16 protein-coding genes are annotated in these 15,717 nt (G+C 57.5%); 6 read left to right on the top strand and 10 right to left on the bottom strand.

The features are described from left to right. Window positions 1-57 precede the first annotated feature (57 nt). Both I2H81_RS03045 and I2H81_RS03040 read right to left on the bottom strand, forming a co-directional pair. A complete protein-coding gene (locus tag I2H81_RS03045) occupies window positions 58-663 on the bottom strand; it encodes a class I SAM-dependent methyltransferase (protein ID WP_195644503.1) in 606 nt (201 codons plus the stop codon). Continuing rightward, window positions 650-1,279, bottom strand: a complete 630-nt coding sequence (locus I2H81_RS03040) for a class I SAM-dependent methyltransferase (protein ID WP_195644502.1) — start codon at window positions 1,277-1,279, stop codon at window positions 650-652. The genes I2H81_RS03045 and I2H81_RS03040 overlap by 14 nt, the downstream gene beginning before the upstream one ends. Window positions 1,280-1,648: 369 nt before the next feature. On the opposite strand from I2H81_RS03040, the gene I2H81_RS03035 reads away from it, so the two are divergent. Then, window positions 1,649-1,819 carry a hypothetical protein gene (locus tag I2H81_RS03035; RefSeq protein ID WP_195644501.1) on the top strand — a complete coding sequence of 57 codons (171 nt, stop codon included), beginning with the start codon at window positions 1,649-1,651 and terminating at the stop codon, window positions 1,817-1,819. Window positions 1,820-2,208: 389 nt separating this feature from the next. Further along, a complete protein-coding gene (locus I2H81_RS03030) occupies window positions 2,209-3,441 on the top strand; it encodes an ATP-binding protein (protein WP_195644500.1) in 1,233 nt (410 codons plus the stop codon). Between the two features lie 102 nt (window positions 3,442-3,543). On the opposite strand, the gene I2H81_RS03025 is transcribed toward I2H81_RS03030, so the two are convergent. The 3 genes from I2H81_RS03025 to I2H81_RS03015 form a co-directional block, all read right to left on the bottom strand. Further along, window positions 3,544-3,963, bottom strand: coding sequence for a YjdF family protein (locus tag I2H81_RS03025; protein WP_195644499.1), 420 nt, complete (start codon window positions 3,961-3,963; stop codon window positions 3,544-3,546). Between the two features lie 418 nt (window positions 3,964-4,381). Continuing rightward, window positions 4,382-4,963: a nitroreductase family protein gene (locus I2H81_RS03020; protein ID WP_195644498.1), complete on the bottom strand. Its 582-nt coding sequence runs from the start codon at window positions 4,961-4,963 to the stop codon at window positions 4,382-4,384. Window positions 4,964-5,208: 245 nt separating this feature from the next. After that, window positions 5,209-5,649, bottom strand: coding sequence for a MerR family transcriptional regulator (locus I2H81_RS03015; RefSeq protein WP_195644497.1), 441 nt, complete (start codon window positions 5,647-5,649; stop codon window positions 5,209-5,211). A gap of 105 nt (window positions 5,650-5,754) precedes the next feature. Between I2H81_RS03015 and I2H81_RS03010 the strand changes: the two genes are divergently transcribed. Then, window positions 5,755-6,294, top strand: coding sequence for a flavodoxin family protein (locus tag I2H81_RS03010; RefSeq protein WP_195644496.1), 540 nt, complete (start codon window positions 5,755-5,757; stop codon window positions 6,292-6,294). Window positions 6,295-6,358: 64 nt separating this feature from the next. After that, complete coding sequence (locus I2H81_RS03005) at window positions 6,359-7,123, top strand: carboxymuconolactone decarboxylase family protein (protein WP_195644495.1); 765 nt, start codon at window positions 6,359-6,361, stop codon at window positions 7,121-7,123. Window positions 7,124-7,134: 11 nt separating this feature from the next. Here I2H81_RS03005 and I2H81_RS03000 read toward each other — a convergent pair whose 3' ends face one another. Genes I2H81_RS03000 through I2H81_RS02990 form a run of 3 tightly spaced genes read right to left on the bottom strand, consistent with a single transcriptional unit; the run spans window position 7,135 to window position 9,638 of the window. Further along, window positions 7,135-7,983 (bottom strand): SIR2 family NAD-dependent protein deacylase, encoded by an 849-nt coding sequence (locus I2H81_RS03000; protein WP_195644494.1) that lies wholly within the window; start codon window positions 7,981-7,983, stop codon window positions 7,135-7,137. Then, window positions 7,971-8,669: an SIR2 family NAD-dependent protein deacylase gene (locus I2H81_RS02995; RefSeq protein WP_195644493.1), complete on the bottom strand. Its 699-nt coding sequence runs from the start codon at window positions 8,667-8,669 to the stop codon at window positions 7,971-7,973. Before I2H81_RS02995 ends, I2H81_RS03000 begins: the two co-directional genes overlap by 13 nt. Window positions 8,670-8,672: 3 nt before the next feature. Continuing rightward, the gene (locus I2H81_RS02990; RefSeq protein ID WP_195644492.1) at window positions 8,673-9,638 is read right to left on the bottom strand and encodes an SIR2 family NAD-dependent protein deacylase; all 966 of its coding nucleotides are present in this window, start codon (window positions 9,636-9,638) and stop codon (window positions 8,673-8,675) included. Between the two features lie 143 nt (window positions 9,639-9,781). Here I2H81_RS02990 and I2H81_RS02985 point away from each other — a divergent pair, with 143 nt between their 5' ends. Continuing rightward, window positions 9,782-10,336: a TetR/AcrR family transcriptional regulator gene (locus I2H81_RS02985; protein WP_195644491.1), complete on the top strand. Its 555-nt coding sequence runs from the start codon at window positions 9,782-9,784 to the stop codon at window positions 10,334-10,336. A gap of 291 nt (window positions 10,337-10,627) precedes the next feature. Here the strand turns inward: I2H81_RS02985 and I2H81_RS02980 are convergent, their stop codons facing one another. Beyond that, the gene (locus I2H81_RS02980; protein WP_195644490.1) at window positions 10,628-11,509 is read right to left on the bottom strand and encodes an LPXTG cell wall anchor domain-containing protein; all 882 of its coding nucleotides are present in this window, start codon (window positions 11,507-11,509) and stop codon (window positions 10,628-10,630) included. Window positions 11,510-12,166: 657 nt separating this feature from the next. On the opposite strand from I2H81_RS02980, the gene I2H81_RS02975 reads away from it, so the two are divergent. Further along, window positions 12,167-13,375 carry an ATP-binding protein gene (locus I2H81_RS02975; protein WP_195404655.1) on the top strand — a complete coding sequence of 403 codons (1,209 nt, stop codon included), beginning with the start codon at window positions 12,167-12,169 and terminating at the stop codon, window positions 13,373-13,375. Between the two features lie 94 nt (window positions 13,376-13,469). Here I2H81_RS02975 and I2H81_RS02970 read toward each other — a convergent pair whose 3' ends face one another. After that, window positions 13,470-15,710, bottom strand: coding sequence for a DNA gyrase subunit A (locus tag I2H81_RS02970; RefSeq protein WP_195644489.1), 2,241 nt, complete (start codon window positions 15,708-15,710; stop codon window positions 13,470-13,472). Window positions 15,711-15,717 lie beyond the last annotated feature (7 nt).

The raw sequence follows: 15,717 nt of genomic DNA, 5'->3' as shown, positions 1-15,717 counted from the left end.
CCGTCATGCCTATCGCCATGTGCAGGATGGATGCAAAAATACCCGTGCTTGATGCCCCTACTTCCGCGCCGTGACGCAGAGCCACTTTTTCTTTTTGTGTATCTGCACCTCGTGAAAACCCGCCTGCTCCAGACATGCCTTTAATTCAATGTCCTTGTAGATGGTCATGCCGCCGATGATCTGCGTCCACCTCTCGTCCTTGTCCGTATCGCCATTGCTCTCGTTGCAGATGAGAATTGTCCCGCCTGGCTTCAGCGTCCGCCAGACCTCACGGAAGCATCGGGACAAATCAGGCCAAAAATAGACGGTTTCAAAGGCCGTGGCGGCATCGAAGTAGCTATCCTCAAACGCCATATCCGCCACACTGCGTTGCAGAACGGCGCAACGCCCCTCCTGAATTGCAGTTCGGTTGAGCTTTCTAGCCTTCTCCACGCTGACGGGCGAATAGTCGACGCCCTTGACGACGCCATGCGGGCATTTTTTCAGCAGCCGTTTTATGTTTGCCCCGCCGCCGCAGCCGCAATCCAGCACCTTTGCGTTTGGCGTAAGTCGTAGAAATCGAAGTCCCCACCGCGCCACAGGGCTGTGGCCCAAATTCATCATGGCAACCATAAGTTTTCCGCCGAGGCCCACGGGCTTGCGGGTGTTTTCAAAGAACGACATCTGGCCCCTCCGATTTTGTGCATTCCGCATAGGTCAACGGGAACGAGGCCTTCAGCACCGCGCTTTTCTGCACCGCCCAGCCGTTTTGACGCAGGAAACGTAGGTATTCCTCGCTTGTCCACCTGCTGTGGAGGGGGAATCCCGCCATATTCATGAAAAAGGCTTTTGTCTTGCCGGAAACCGAGTTCCCCGCGTGGGTGAAGGTTGGCGCGATGAGCACGCCGTCGTCCTTCAGCACTCGCCTGATTTCTTGCAGGGCCTTTTCCGGATGCGGCACTATGTGAAGCGCGTTGGACGCGATCACCACTTCGAAGGACTTCTGTGCATAGGGCAGGCGGAACATATCTTGTACGGAAAAGTGCAGCTTTGCGGATTGATTGTCCCGCTTTGCTTCAAGGATCATCTGTGCAGAAGCGTCTGTAGCCTCGATGTGTGCCGCCGCATTCACGATGCTCTTTGCGATAAGCCCCGTGCCGGTGGCAACCTCCAGTACGGTCTTTGCTTTCACCACCGGCCGGATCAGCCCATACATCTTCTCATACGCCGCCCGGTCGTTTCGCATGAAACGGTCGTACCGACTGGGATTCTTGTCCCAGAAGCCCTTGCGTTCGTGCATGACTATCGCCCCCAATCAGTTAGAGCTATCTAACTGTAGCGCATAAATCGCGCAGTAAGGGAAGACTAACTTCAGTTTCTCGGCAAAGACGCATCTCTTCGCCTTTCGCCTATAGCGGCACGATTCAGATACTAGGCTGGAGCTGAAAAAGGAGCTTAACGGACAGGTAGATCGATACTGGTTCCCGGAACGGTGATCCAGCCAATTACACCAGGGCTCTAGTCATGCAGGTAAACCCAATCCATGACGGGAAATAGGTCCTTTTCTCTAGCTCGACGTCTTTCGCGGGCGACGGGTTAATGTGGCTGGCGGGATTTCCTGCACGAAGCCGTTGTCGCCACCGCCTCCAGGCACGGTTCACTCGGCAAGATGGGCGACTACGAGGCCGGCGGCGGCGAGGTCAGAAGACCCGACATGATGCGGGGAATCTGGTCCTCTTACGTCTCGGCATCACCCTATGCGGAAGGCGTCGATTTCGAAGAGGCGGTCGATTCGGCCATCGAGCTCGCAAGGCTTTCGGGGCTTGACGATTTGGACTGATGGGGGGGGGTGAGAAGTCCCTCACCGCGCCAATACCAGACGGTTGCGCTACAGGCATCTCTCCGACCCTTTGAATCACCCCTTTTCACGCCACCCGCTACGACCCCCGGCGGAAACCAGGGAATGATTGAAGGAGCGACCTGCGGTTTTGCGAATCAATTGAGTCATTCCCAAAATCGCGAATCAAGGGCCCGATTCGCCCAAATTGCGCACGAATCAGCCCTTGGGCGGTACAACGCGACACGCATCGACAACACTCGGACTGGATTAGTCGCTGAGTGGGAGTAGAGAATTCCTTAGTTATAGGGGTATAAATCGTTTAGTCGATAACAAATACCCCAATAAGCCTCTAATTTGATATACTGGCTCCAATGAAGATTGGAGCCAGTATGCGTCTGTTTCCTCGCGAAAGCTATCTGAAGAAAATCCGCGGCTTCTACTATGACGACGGGATGATCAAGGTCATCACGGGCGTCCGCCGCTGCGGCAAATCCTGCCTCATGCAGTGCATCGCCGAAGAGCTGAGGGCCGAAGGCATCGATGACGAGCACATCGTCTTTTTCGACCTCGACCGATACGGGTACCGGTCAGTCAAGAACCCGGAACAACTCGAGGCCCTCGTCGAGCCCCTGCTCGCCATCTCGGGTACGAAGTACCTCTTTATCGACGAGGTACAAAACGTCGAGGGCTTCGAAGACGTGCTCAACGGGTTTCGCACCGAAGGCGGATTCTCCATCTTCATCACTGGCTCAAACTCCTACCTACTTTCGGGCGAACTGGCAACGAAGCTAACCGGGCGCTACATCGAATTCGAGATGCAGACGTTGGACTTTGGCGAGTATTGCCAGATGAAGCGCTTCTTGGGACTGCCCGTGAACCCGAATCCGGTCGCGGAATTTGACGCCTACATCCTCGAGGGCGGCTTCCCGAAAGCAATGGATTACCCCGACCTCGCCGACAAGCGCGCTTACGTCGCGGCGGTAATCCAGGAGATTTTCGAAAAGGACATTCGCAGGCGCGTGAAGATCAAGAACGTCTCCGTGTTCAACCAAGTGCGCGACTACGTCATCAACAACTTCGGCGCCACCACATCGCTTGCGAACATCCAATCGGACCTCGAGAGCAAACAGGGCGTCAAGATCAAGCGCGAAACACTCGCGCGATACCTCCAGATCATCGAAGATGCGAAGATCGTCAGCAAGTGCGCTCGCTTCGACCTGAAGTCGCGAAAATCGCTGCGGGGTGAGCAAAAGTACTACCTGGCGGACCTAGGCTTCTACTTCGCCCTCAACACCGACAACCGCATCAACTACGGGCCCGTGCTGGAGAACATCGTCTATCGCTACGCTCGCGCGCAGGGTTGTAAGGTCAGCGTCGGGCGCATCGGGAAGCTGGAATGCGACTTCATCCTCAGGAACCCCCAGATGGGCTATGCATACGTCCAAGTGGCCATGACCATCATGGCCGACCGGTCCACCGAGGAGCGCGAATACCGGCCCTTCACTCAGATCAAGGACAACTACCCCAAGTACCTGTTGACGCGAAGCGACCCCATCCAGCAAAGGGACGGCATCATCCATGCCAACATCCCCGAGTTCATGCAGGAAGGAAGGACCTTCTAAGCGAGATGGAGATCGGCTGTTGACGAGCGGTGCAATAGATGGCGGTGTCGGTTTCGAGTGGAGCCGACACCGCTTCCGTAAAAGGCTTGCTTCAAATGGCGATCAATGCCCGCGATGCTTCTGCTTGCGCTTCAGCTTCCGCTGCTCGAAGCGCGCCTTCGCCTCGTCCGCGCGGCGCTGGCTTCTTGCACGGACCGACTCCCGTTTCATTGCCTCCCGCCGACTCGCGAGCGCCTGCTGCGCCTTGGTGCCCATTGCCGGCTGCTTAAGGGCCCTCGACGCCTCGCGGGCGCGCCGCTTGGGGTTCTTCGCGGGCTTGCTTGCCTCAGCCGGTTCGCCACCGAAGAATGAGAACTTCTCCCATTTGCTTGTAACGAATTTCTGAATCTCCTCATCGGACGGTTCTGCGCCGAAGACGATGCGGGCGACGCCGTACCTTCCGTCCTCGACGTGCTCCGCCAGCCCGACCCAGAATTGCCCGTCGTGATATACGGTCAGGGTGGACGACACGCTGATCTGCATGGTTGGTTCCTCCTTTATGTAGATGACCATGCAGAGAAGGGACAACCAAGGAGGCAGGTTACTGATGCGGACTAGCGCACGCCCACGACTACCCGACGGGGACTGTGTTTTCATCTCTGGTGCCCGTATTGTAGCACGCGCAAATGTATGTTGATATCGCTGCTGACATGGTGCGACCGGGATGCGCTCCTCGGGGTTCTTGCTGGTTATCCGCTAGAAGGGGTACTTGATAATTCCCTGTGTGTCGTATTCCGCACCCAACTAATAGTGGACGCCGCACTTGTCCTCCCAAGGCTTGTATCATTTCTCGAAACGCTCTCCCGCATAGTTGAAACCCGCGACCGCACCAGCGACGATGCACTCTGCGTCCGTAATCGCGCATGCAATCTTCTTGATCGGGTTATCCCTAGGCGTGCGGCTATGCCTCAACGATTTTTACGCGTCCCTTTCTACGGGGTTTTGCCTGCGGGTATGGTCCTTTGCAGTGTCCCAAAGCAAGGAAAGCGCGACAAATGTAATTGTCGGGAACGCCCCACGCAGTCAGAAGGCTTTTGCCTTCTTCGGAGACAAACGTCTGCTCGCCACGGCTGACGATGCAGCTGGAGATTCCCAGGCCGTGAGCCTCTAGCGCCATGGCCTGCGCGATCACAAAGGCGTCAGGGACGCTGAAGGCGAAATCCTTTTGACAGAACACGCAGACGGCGGTCGGGGCGCCATAGAAGCCGTTCTTGATGGAGGGGTCGTCGATGACGCTTGGCTGCTCGGAGCTGACGCGGCTGCCGATCAAATTGCCTCTGTCGAAGCGAGCCATGTTCAGCTTGCCCACCTTCTCTGCCAGGGCGGCGTCGTGCAATGCCACCACCATGCTTCGCTGGGCGCCGCCGGCATTGGGCGAGTAGATTCCCGCCTCAACGATGCGCTCCAGGTCTTCGCGGGCAATCTGCTCGCTTGTGTACTTGCGCACCGAACGGCATCCCTTAATGATCTCCATCATATCCATGTTTTCATTTCCTTTCAGCATTGCGGGCTGCGGCGTACGCGTCTCCGGTATTGCCGAATTTCCCTTTTCGGTTTTTTGTGCATTTATCTGCGCATCCACAGGTTCGCGCATAAAAAAGGAAGCGAAAAGAACGCACTAATCTATCGCCTAGTTACTGAAAGGTAATTAGGTGGGCAGAAGAAACCAACGCGTGATAGCGTGCGCAAGAATAGCTAAATTTGGGAATAGTGGGACCTCGGACAGCGCTACCGAGCGTGAGCGTTTTTGTAGGCCTTTTTGATCTCTTTCGGCAAGCCGTCGGGAATCATGGCCCTCAGCTCGGCCTCGTTGTCGCCTTGATTCAGCTGCTCGTAGTACCAGCATTTGAACTTCAGCATATCGAGCGCACGGTTCATGTTCGCGATCTCCGATTCCATGTGGGCCTTCCGCTCCTCGAACATGGCCTTGCGCTGGGGGTATGTTGATGGGCCCTCCGCGCACCATTCCATGAACAGCCGGATATCCCTGATCTCCATCCCCGCCTTCTTTAGGCATTCGATGACTCGAAGCGCCTCGAGTTCCTTGTCGCCAAATCGGCGAATGCCGGACGCCCGCTCCAATCCCGGGAACAATCCCTGCTTGTCGTAATATCGCAGCGTTGAAGCGGGCAAACCGAACATTTCCGCCACCTGTCCGATTGTGTACATGGCTCCTCCGAAACAATGTCGAATTCATTCCTTGACCTAAAGTCAGGTTTAGGTATTACCTTCATTCTCGTCAATGTAAATCGGGAGCGCAAGGGGTGTTCCGTAATGGGCAAAACGGTTTTGATAGTTTCTTCAAGTCCACGAAAGAATGGCAATTCGGAGACGCTGGCGGAGGCTTTCGCCAACGGCGCGCGGGAGGCAGGTCACAGCGTTGAGACCGTGCGTCTGCGCATGAAGCAAATGGGCTTCTGCAGGGGCTGCCTTGCCTGCTTAAAGCTGGGGCGTTGCGTCATCCAAGACGATGCCGTGGAAATTGCCGCCAAGATGCACGACGCCGATGTTCTGGTGTTCGCAACGCCCGTCTATTACTACAGCGTTTGTGGTCAGCTCAAGACCATGCTGGACCGCGCCAACCCGCTTTTTGGCTCCGATTATGCATTCACCGAGGCATATCTGTTGGCGACGGCGGCGGAGAACGGGCGCTCGACCTTCGACGGCGCGAAAAAGGCAGTGCAGGGATGGGTTGACTGTTTCTCCCGCTGCACGCTCGCTGGAACGGTATTCGCCGGCGGCGTGAGCGGCGTGGGCGAAATTGCCGGGCATCCCGCTCTGGAGCAGGCGCGACGAATGAGCATGGGAATCTAGCCGGACTGCTTGGCAGCGCGGAAGCAGATTTGTGCCTAATACCATCGACAGGAGGAAATCGATCATGGCAGTTAAACAGACGGCAGGCAGAGACGCCCTGGGGGAGTTCGCTCCCAAATTCGCACAGCTCAACGACGACGTGCTGTTCGGCGAGGTGTGGAGCCGAGAGAGCGAGCTCTCCCTGCGCGACCGCAGCGTGGTGACGTTGGTTGCCCTGATGTCGCAGGGGCTGACGGACTCTTCGTTCAAATATCACCTGACGTCCGCAAAGAACAACGGCGTGACCAAGGCGGAGATAGCGGAGATCCTTACGCATACAGCGTTTTATGCGGGTTGGCCCAAGGCGTGGGCTGCCTTCCGCATGGCGAAGGAGGCCTGGGCGGACGACGATGCCGCCGACGCAAAGGCTCAGCACCAAAACGAGATGGTTTTCCCCATCGGTGCCCCCAACGACGCCTTCGCGAAGTTCTTTATCGGTCAAAGCTACCTCGTGCCCCTTTCCACCGAGCAGGTCGGCGTCTACAACGTGACGTTTGAGCCCGGCTGCCGCAACAACTGGCATATCCATCACGCCAAAAGCGGTGGCGGACAGATCCTCGTCTGCGTGGCTGGCCGAGGGTTTTACCAGGAGTGGGGCAAGCCGGCACAGGAGCTGCGCCCCGGCGACGTGGTCAACATCGCCCCGGGGGTGAAGCACTGGCACGGCGCCGCGCCCGACAGCTGGTTCTCGCATCTCGCGTTGGAGGTTCCGGGCGAGGAGACCTCCAACGAGTGGTTGGAGCCTGTGGGTGATGAGGAATATCTCAAAACGACTAACAAAGAGGCTTAAGCCTCGCCGCGCTACCCGTCGCGTTGCTGTGCCGCCGAGAGCAGCGCGCCCAAATCGGCCTGAATTGCCTCTGCCTTGCTTCCGAGCTGCAGCGGAGCCGAGCCGTTCGAGATGTTGACGCTCAACAGGTGCGCATCCGGCAGCTTTGCGGTCATGCTCCAGAACGGGAGCGTGATGATGCCAGGGGTCATTTCGCCCACGCCGAGCTCCAGCAACAGCACGCGGCCATTGCCGCGCTCGCTCACAAAGCGCTCGTATCGTTCGAGACTCTCGCGCCATGCCTTACCCTGCAAAAACGTGTCGTCGCGCACCCACGGCACAAGCTGCCAGCCGCAGTGCGGGCATCGGGGAATATCCTCGCTGCGAATCTCGAACCCCGTCATGCCGGCGAGCATGCGCTCAACGTAGGGGCTCGCGTCAAAGAGCTCATCGCAGCATGGCTGCCTGCACTGAAGATGCGCGAAGCTTCCCTGGTAGTTGCAGACTCTCTCGGCGGGAAACGTCTTCTCGACCTGGGTGTCCACGTTGGTGCTCAGGATAAAGTAGTCCTTGTGGCCGATGAGGGAACGCAGGTCGAGATAGGGCTGAGAGGCCGGCTCGCGCAGCATGAAATCGATGTATCGCGCGTAGTAGGCCCATTGCTGCTCGAGGCTGGGGTAGAGGTGGTAGAAGCCGTCGAAAAGGCTCTTAAAGCCAAATGCCTGCTGCCAGTCATCCATTCCGGCGCGCGCCATGCCCGCGTGGTTGTAATGGTTGAACCCGGCGGCGCTCGACATGCCCGAGCCGATGCCGACGACGATGGTGTCGGCATCGGCAATAAGGCTTCGAAGCCTATCTGCTGCTCTTTCTAGAGACGGCATCGAACGACCTCCTCAAAAGCCGGTGCCATATCGCCATCAACGAGAATGGTCTCACGTGAAGCATCGGGCGCCATGGCCTGGTTGTAGTTGAACACGATATAGGTGGTGTGCTCGCAGGTGTTTGCGATCTGAGCGAGCATGCGCTTTATGACGCCGTTGTGCAGCCCCACGCCAAGCTCGAGGATGGCAACCCTGTCGTTGCGATGGGTTCGCACAAGGCGCGCAAGCTCTTCGAGCTGGGCCGCGGCGATGGCGTCTGGATGAGCGAGACGCAGCTCGTCGATCGACGTGCGCGTGCTCCCCTCCGTCTCGAGCACGCGGTTCTCGTCGAACCCTGCGCGAGCAAAATGCCCGTCGATATTGCAGGTGATCACGAAAGAGTCCACATGCTCCGTAAGACGCCGCAGCGTGTTCATGAGCGGGCTGGGCTCATATTCGAGATGCTCCTTTTGATGGAATCGCTCGGCCCATCGACGTCGTACGTTTGCATCTGGGGAGGCGAGCCCCTGCAGTATGCAGCTGATGACGTCGGCCTGGGCGAGGTCCCCGTACGCCTCCCAAAAATGATCATCGGCGCGGAAGAGGTTGAGCCCCTCCGCCATGTCGAGCCCGTTGCTGGCGCCGATGACGATCAGATCCGCCTCGGCAAGCGCCCGGCCGATGCGAGCCGCTTTTGCCGCTTCCATGCGCTACCTTCCCAGCGTCTTGCGAACGTCGGCGAGCACGTCGGCGATGTCGGCGCGGATCGCCATGCCTCGGTCCTCGATCGTGCGGGGGAGAAACTGCGTCTGATTGTTCACGGCGATGTAGCTCGCCTGCGGCAACTGCGCCGTGAGAGCCCAGAACGGCTCCTGGATAAACGCAGGCGTCATGCGGCCCACGCCCAGTTCAAGGAAAAGTATCTTCTGATCTGCGTGCGCGTCGAGCCAATCGGAGACCTTGCGGTACTGCTCCTCGTAGAGCTCGCCTTGCAGAAAGTTGCCGTAACCGCGAACCCAAGGGAACGCCTCGGCACCGCAGTGCGGGCAGTGCGGCACGAGCTGCGGCGGAACCTCTAGGTCGTCTCCCATGGCCTCGATCATGCGGGAGACGGGCTCGGTCGCATCCCATACGTCATCGGTGCAGCAGCGGGAGCACTGGAAGAAGCGGTGATCACCCTGGATCTCCGCCACCTTCTCCCAGGGGTAGATCTTTACGAACTGCGTGTCCTGGTTGGTGGTGAGCACAAAGAAGTCCTTCTCGGCAAGAATAGCGTCGAGGTCCTTGTAGGGCTGGCGCAGCGGGGCGTTGAGCGTGGTGTCGAGGAAGGTGGCAAGATAACCCCAGCGCGCCTCGGCGGTGGGCCAGCGGTAGAATGAGCCCTCGAAAGCGCCCTTGAAACCGTAACGCTCGGCGAACTTGCCGAAATGCCTGCGATAGGTCGCGTTGTCCTCGTAGTAGAAGTCGCCGCCGCCCGCCGCGGAGAGACCGGAGGCACCGCCCACAAGCACGCAATCGGCCTCCTCGACCATGCGGACAAAGTCCTTGATCTGCTGGTCGTAGGGCTTGGGCTCGCGGTCACTCAGGTCGTAGGGCGTGCCACCGCCGCGGTAGGCTGCCTGATGGGAAAACGACCGGTTGGTGAGCTCGATAACGAGCTGCTCGTACAGAGTCACTGGATACCTTCTTTCGGCTATTATAGACAGGTGTCTATAAAAAGTATCCATGTTGATTTATGCGAGAGCAATGAACAGCTTCAAAGCGCTGTCGATAAACGAACGTTTGCTGGGCATTGTTGAGCGTTGCAATTGGAGGAGCCATGGAAGCGGGGAAGGTCGATCGTCGCCGACGCTATACGCTCTCGGTCATACGGGAGGCGTTCTTTGCGCTGCTGGCCGAGGTCGGCTTCGCAAAGATGACGGTGGCGGATATCTGCCGTCGCGCGGATATCAACCGCGGTACGTTCTATCTGCATTACGAGGACAAGTTTTCGCTGCTCGATGCGCTTATCGATGAGGCCCTGGCGGCGGCACCTCCGCTCGAGGGGACGGGGTCGGGAGCCCTTTGCCAACGCCCGCCGGCAAACGATGACTATTATCTGCTCTACTCGGATGACGACGCGTACGCCCGCGTGGCGCAGCGCGTCATCGAGTGCGGAACAGAGCAGATGGTTCCCTCGATTATGGAGAAGACCGGGCTTTCGCGTGAGGACGCTTATCTGCTCTTTGTCCACAGCGTTCAGGGAAATCTCGCGGTCAACCGCCTGCTCGGTTGGAGGCGGGGACCCGAGTTCGCCCATGCCCAGGAACTGCTCAGCACCTATTCCGAAGGAGGCTTGCGAGCGGTATCGGCTCGTCACGATTTCCGTAGTTGATCTTGACTGTGGACTCCTTACAAGTCTTGCTCGAGATCGAGCGGAGACTGGGCCCTGCCGAATCGGAGCTATGGCGACCAAAAATGTTGCCAGAAGACGCCGTCGACGCTGTTTGCGATGGGGCAGAGCTCGATGGCGGTTCGGCACAGTCTGTTTCGTCGGTTTCGCGGGGCGTCGATGGCGTGAAAGCGACCGTTGGAAAAAGCTCATTTCCGTTGGGAAGAAACTTCTCGGTGAGTAAAGCTCATCGGAGCGGGGATAGAGCGCTGTCTGCGGGGTACGAAATGCTGGCTAGCGGTTGCGACGCCTTGTTGCAGAAATGCCAACTGCCGCAACTACAGCACCTGCAACACTCAGGGCGGCTGCCATCGCACCGTTGTCGCCCGTCGCGGGTAGGGTGGCCCCGGCTGGTTTAACCGCCGCTACTGCCTTGGTGGAAACGGGATTTGCCGTGGGCTTTTTTGCATTGGGCTGCGGTGTGGGCTCGGGCTTGGTTTCCGGTTCGGGTTTGGAACCGCTCGTATCGGTTGCAAACAAGTGCACGTCACTGTCGAAGACGTAACGGATGTAGTACTCGTGCCGCGTCTCGTGCATAATCCCCTGCCCGCTGTCGAAGTCACGGTCAACGTGTGTGCCAAGGTAGGTTGAGCTGTTGAGGTTCAGCCTGTAAGGGATTTGGTCGTCGGCGTAACTGCCTGTAAAGACTACGGTTGCTCTAACGTGATTGTCGATCATAGTCAGGGCAATAGAGAGACTGGCCTCTTTGGGGTTCTCGGTTTTTATAAGGCTTTCGGTATCGGTGTCGATCTTGAAGAGGTGGACGGTGTCGTTAAGCCCGTAGATGAAGTCCTCGGGTTTGTCGGGAAAATCGTATACAAGAGCCTCGTTCTGGACCAACTCGAAAGCAGGGGGTAGCTCCAAATCGTAGTAATGATCGACGGTGGTTGCTGTGAGACTGCCTTCCGCGTTGACTTCGTCGCAGGTGATGGGTGTTGCGACATCGGGCTCGGGCATTTCGGTCGCTAGTGCTGCGCAGGGTAGCAAAAGCTGCCCTGCCATAAGAATGCTTACTCCGAAGGCAACGACTCTGGCGCCTGCATGAAGCTTGACGTTGCGGATAGACAGGCCAGTGCGTTTGTAATGGGTTTGCGGTGCAACATGCTGTCCATACATAAGGCGCTCCTTGTTCGTAGGCCGGTTTCCGTGGATCTATATTGCGCCTGCCCGATTCGGCCAGGCTCATACACGCGAACGCTCACGCGAGTAGGAGAAAGCTCTAGTTAATTTTCCCACAGTCGACACTTTGCGGCCAACGATTTGCTGTTCAATTCTCGGAGAGAGAATCAAGACAGTTGAGGAGTTATCAGGCAATGAGACCGAGCGCGACAGCATGGCCTCCTCGCCCAAGCTGGAAGAGGTGCGCGAGCTCGCCCGCAAGCTCGCCTAAGGGTAAGAAGAACGCATGGCGATCGGTGTTGGTGGAAATGCTTGCTGTCCTTATCAAGAGGAATGCTGATTGCCATGCGTCGATGCCCCAGCGGACAATTCCGGTGTGCTAAAACGCCTTCTCGCTCAAGAATTCCCTGAACGCGGGGATGTCGAAGCCGACGAGGCCACGTCCACGTTTCCCGATAACGCCGTCCTCGAGGAGGCGGCGCTTGTACTGGCTTGCATAGTTGCTGGCGACGCCCATACGCTTGGCGATCTCCGAGACCCTGCTGGATCCAGAATCAGGCAGAAGATTGTGAGTGAAAATCGGGAGTAGCACTCCCGATTTTGACCAATTAACGTTTGTACGAGATAATAGGCTCCATAACGGGAGGCGATTCTATGTACATCGAGCGCGAAATTGAACAGACGATAGATTCGATGCTGGGACAGGGAAAAGTTGTCCTGGTGACCGGAGCGCGCCAAGTTGGGAAGACGACGGTTCTCAAGCAACATCTAGGCGACCGATTCGACTATGTTTCGATGGAGAACCCGCGGGATTATCTTCTTGCAAAAGAGGATGCCGCCCTGTTTTTCGAGTCTCATGATTTGCCGATCATCATTGATGAGATTCAGCGCGTGCCTGAGCTTTTTTCTCCGGTGAAGTGGGTTGTCGATCAATCAGAGGAGAAGGGCCGAATCGTCCTCACGGGATCCCAGACATATCACCTCATGAAAGGGGTGAGCGAATCTTTGGCGGGGAGGATTAGAATTCTGGAGATGCCCTCTTTAAGCTTGCGAGAGCTTGTTGGTGGTTCCCAGGGCCCTCGTCCGTATATCCCCAAAAAGGTTTCCTTGGCCTCTAAGATGTCTTCGGGAAATATTTGGAACATCATCCATAGGGGTTCGATGCCCGAACTGCAAGACCCAAATATCGATTGGGACTCCTATTATTCCGACTACGTTGCCGCATATCTCGAACGCGATGTTCGCGATCTTGTAAACGTGAAGGATGAGGCGAAGTTCTACAGCTTTATGGTCGCGTGCGCAGCGAGAACGGGGCAACTGTTAAATGCCACCGATATTGGAAACACCGTTGACGTCGACCGTAAGACGGTGAAGGCTTGGCTCTCGGTTTTGCAGGCGTCGAACATCGTTCGGATTGTCGAGCCCTTTTGGCCTAATGTCGATAAGCGTCTGACCAAGACCCCTAAGATATTCTTTATGGATACAGGTCTTGTTTGTCATCTAACGAGGTGGATAACGCCGGAGCAATTGCGCAACGGGGCCGCGGCGGGGCATATATTTGAGACGTTCGTTGTCTCGGAAATTTTGAAGAGCTTTATGAACGCGGGGAAGAGCCTTCGCGACGTATGGTTCTATCGAGACCAAAAGAAGCGCGAAATTGATTTGCTCATTCAAGAGGGCCATATTCTCCATCCCGTCGAGGTGAAGATGTCAGCCACGGTGGGCAAAGATGCAGTAAAGAATTTTTCCTGTCTCGAGGGCCTGACCGGCTATGAAATTGGGTTTGGACACGTTGTCTGTCAAACCCCGGATCCATACCTTATTACCAAGGATGTCCAAGCGATTCCCGTGTGGGGCATATGATATACGTTGCAACGAGCGGGGCCCCGGAGCGCGATGTTGCTGCGCTCCGGGCCCCGCTGCTTTGTAAAACCATGACGGTTTGGCCACCGTTGTTTTAGTCAAACAGACTCGGCATGTCGTTTTCTTTCATGAGGGCACCGGCTGAGGGGAGGCTCTGCGCGGTGAACTTCTCGGCTGAGACGCCGGCGCCAAGAATCTCCTCGGTCGTGCCGACGGTGGTGACCGAGCGACCCTTCTTGGCGGTAAAGGCCTGGACGCCCTGCGTGTTGGTGGTCGTCTTGGTCTTGAGCAGCGACGTGTTGAAGTTCATCAAACGATAGTCGCTCGAGACCAGCGCGATGTCGCGATCTTCCTTGAGCACCTGGGCATACAGCAGCTTGCTGCCACCGTAGATGGCGTTCTTGAGGCGCTTGCGGTTGGTCTTGGTGACGTATCCAGAAAGCGCGACGCGCACCACGCGGCCGTTCTCAAAGACAAACAGCACGTCGGCCTTGTAATCCTCGGGGTCGATGACCCAGATGACGCTCTCGTCGGGTTCCATCTCAAGATCGGTCGGCAGGTACGAGCCCAGCTGGGCCGACTTGGTGCCCTCAAACGCTGCAACCTTGCACTTGTACACCTGGCTCTTGTTGGTAAAGACCAACAGCTCGTGGGTGTTGGAGGACGGGAGCTCGATAAAGGGTTTGTCGCCGTCCTTGTACTTGAGCGTGGTCGCCTTCTTGAGCACGCGGTCCGTCATCTTCTTAAGGTAGCCATCGCGCGAGAGCATGATGGTGACCGGGTATTCCTCGACCTCGGGCTCCAAGCTTACCTCGATAACCTCATGGGGCTCGATCCTGCCCGTGCGGCGCGGCATCACGTACTTCTTGTTGACCGCGGCCAGCTCGTCGCTGATGACCTTCTTGATGTTCTCTTCGCTGGAGAGGGTCTCCTCAAGCTCGGCAATCCCGCCCTCGAGCTTGGCGATGTCCTTGGTGCGGTTGAGGATGTATTCCTCGTTGATGTTGCGGAGCTTGAGCTCGGCGACAAACTCGGCCTGGGTCTCGTCGATGTCGAAACCCTTCATAAGGTTGGGCACGACCTCGGCTTCGAGCTTGGTGCCGCGGATGATGGCGATCGCCTTGTCGATGTCGAGCAGAATAGCCTCGAGGCCGTGCAGCAGGTGCAGACGCTCGGACTTTTTGCCCAGGTCAAAGTTAATGCGGCGACGCGTGGACTCAATACGCCACTTGACCCACTCGTGCAGGATCTGGCGCACGCCCATAACGCGGGGATAGCCGTCGACCAGCACGTTAAAGTTGCACGAGAACGAATCCTGCAGCGTGGTCGAGCGATAGAGCTTCGCCATGAGCTTGTCGGGGTCGACGCCGCGCTTAAGGTCGATAGCGATGCGCAGGCCCGAGAGGTCGGTCTCGTCGCGAATGTCTGCGATCTCCTTGACCTTGCCCTCTTTGGAGAGCTTGACGATGCGCTCGATAATGACATCGGTCTTGGTGGTGTAGGGGATCTCGTAAACCTCGATGATGCGCTCTTCGGGAATCCAGCGCCAGCGGGAGCGGATCTGGAAGCTGCCGAGGCCGGTCTCGATAATCTTTTCCATCTCCTCGCGGCGGTAGATAATTTCGCCGCCGGTCGAGAAGTCGGGCATGGGCATGTACTCGAGCAGGTCGCAGTCGGGATCCTGCAGGTAATGCATTGTGGCGGTACAGACCTCGTTGAGGTTGAAACCGCAGATATCGGATGCCATGGCGACGCCGATACCCTTGTTGGCCGAGACGAGGATGTTGGGGAACGTGGTGGGCAGCAGGCGCGGCTCCTTCATGGCGCCGTCGTAGCTGTCGACGAAGTCGACCGGGTCCTTGTCGATGTCCTTGAAGATCTCGGCGCTAATGGGGGAGAGCTTGGCCTCGGTATAACGCGAGGCGGCGTAGCTCAGGTCGCCCGAATAGTATTTGCCAAAGTTGCCCTTCGACTCCACGAAGGGGGCGAGCAGCGCCTCGTTGCCGGTGGCCAGGCGCACCATCGTCTCGTAGATCGCGGCATCGCCGTGCGGGTTGAGCTTCATGGTCTGGCCCACGATGTTGGCGCTTTTTTGGCGCTCGCCCTTGAGCAGACCCATCTTGTACATGGTGTAGAGCAGCTTGCGGTGCGAGGGCTTAAAGCCGTCAATCTCGGGGAATGCACGCGAGACGTTGACGCTCATGGCGTAGGGCATGTAGTTGACCTCGAGCGTCTGCGTGATCGGCTGGTCGGTGACCTCGGAGTGCAGGCTGATGACGTTCTCGGCGTTGACCTGCTTTTTCTTTGGCTGGTTCTTCGTCTTCTTCTTTGCCACGATTTCC

It is taken from the genome of Collinsella aerofaciens (genome assembly GCF_015561195.1).
GTDB classification, from domain to species: Bacteria; Actinomycetota; Coriobacteriia; order Coriobacteriales; family Coriobacteriaceae; genus Collinsella; species Collinsella aerofaciens_AC.
The sequence above is the reverse complement of the archived record's forward strand: the minus strand, read 5'-3'. Positions and strand labels throughout refer to the sequence as shown.

Coding starts and splice junctions, on each gene's coding strand:
- I2H81_RS03045 (WP_195644503.1), bottom strand. CDS start 663: ATGTCGTTCTTTGAAAACACCCGCAAGCCCGTGGGCCTCGGCGGAAAA.
- I2H81_RS03040 (WP_195644502.1), bottom strand. CDS start 1,279: ATGCACGAACGCAAGGGCTTCTGGGACAAGAATCCCAGTCGGTACGAC.
- I2H81_RS03035 (WP_195644501.1), top strand. CDS start 1,649: ATGGGCGACTACGAGGCCGGCGGCGGCGAGGTCAGAAGACCCGACATG.
- I2H81_RS03030 (WP_195644500.1), top strand. CDS start 2,209: ATGCGTCTGTTTCCTCGCGAAAGCTATCTGAAGAAAATCCGCGGCTTC.
- I2H81_RS03025 (WP_195644499.1), bottom strand. CDS start 3,963: ATGCAGATCAGCGTGTCGTCCACCCTGACCGTATATCACGACGGGCAA.
- I2H81_RS03020 (WP_195644498.1), bottom strand. CDS start 4,963: ATGGATATGATGGAGATCATTAAGGGATGCCGTTCGGTGCGCAAGTAC.
- I2H81_RS03015 (WP_195644497.1), bottom strand. CDS start 5,649: ATGTACACAATCGGACAGGTGGCGGAAATGTTCGGTTTGCCCGCTTCA.
- I2H81_RS03010 (WP_195644496.1), top strand. CDS start 5,755: ATGGGCAAAACGGTTTTGATAGTTTCTTCAAGTCCACGAAAGAATGGC.
- I2H81_RS03005 (WP_195644495.1), top strand. CDS start 6,359: ATGGCAGTTAAACAGACGGCAGGCAGAGACGCCCTGGGGGAGTTCGCT.
- I2H81_RS03000 (WP_195644494.1), bottom strand. CDS start 7,983: ATGCCGTCTCTAGAAAGAGCAGCAGATAGGCTTCGAAGCCTTATTGCC.
- I2H81_RS02995 (WP_195644493.1), bottom strand. CDS start 8,669: ATGGAAGCGGCAAAAGCGGCTCGCATCGGCCGGGCGCTTGCCGAGGCG.
- I2H81_RS02985 (WP_195644491.1), top strand. CDS start 9,782: ATGGAAGCGGGGAAGGTCGATCGTCGCCGACGCTATACGCTCTCGGTC.
- I2H81_RS02980 (WP_195644490.1), bottom strand. CDS start 11,509: ATGTATGGACAGCATGTTGCACCGCAAACCCATTACAAACGCACTGGC.
- I2H81_RS02975 (WP_195404655.1), top strand. CDS start 12,167: ATGTACATCGAGCGCGAAATTGAACAGACGATAGATTCGATGCTGGGA.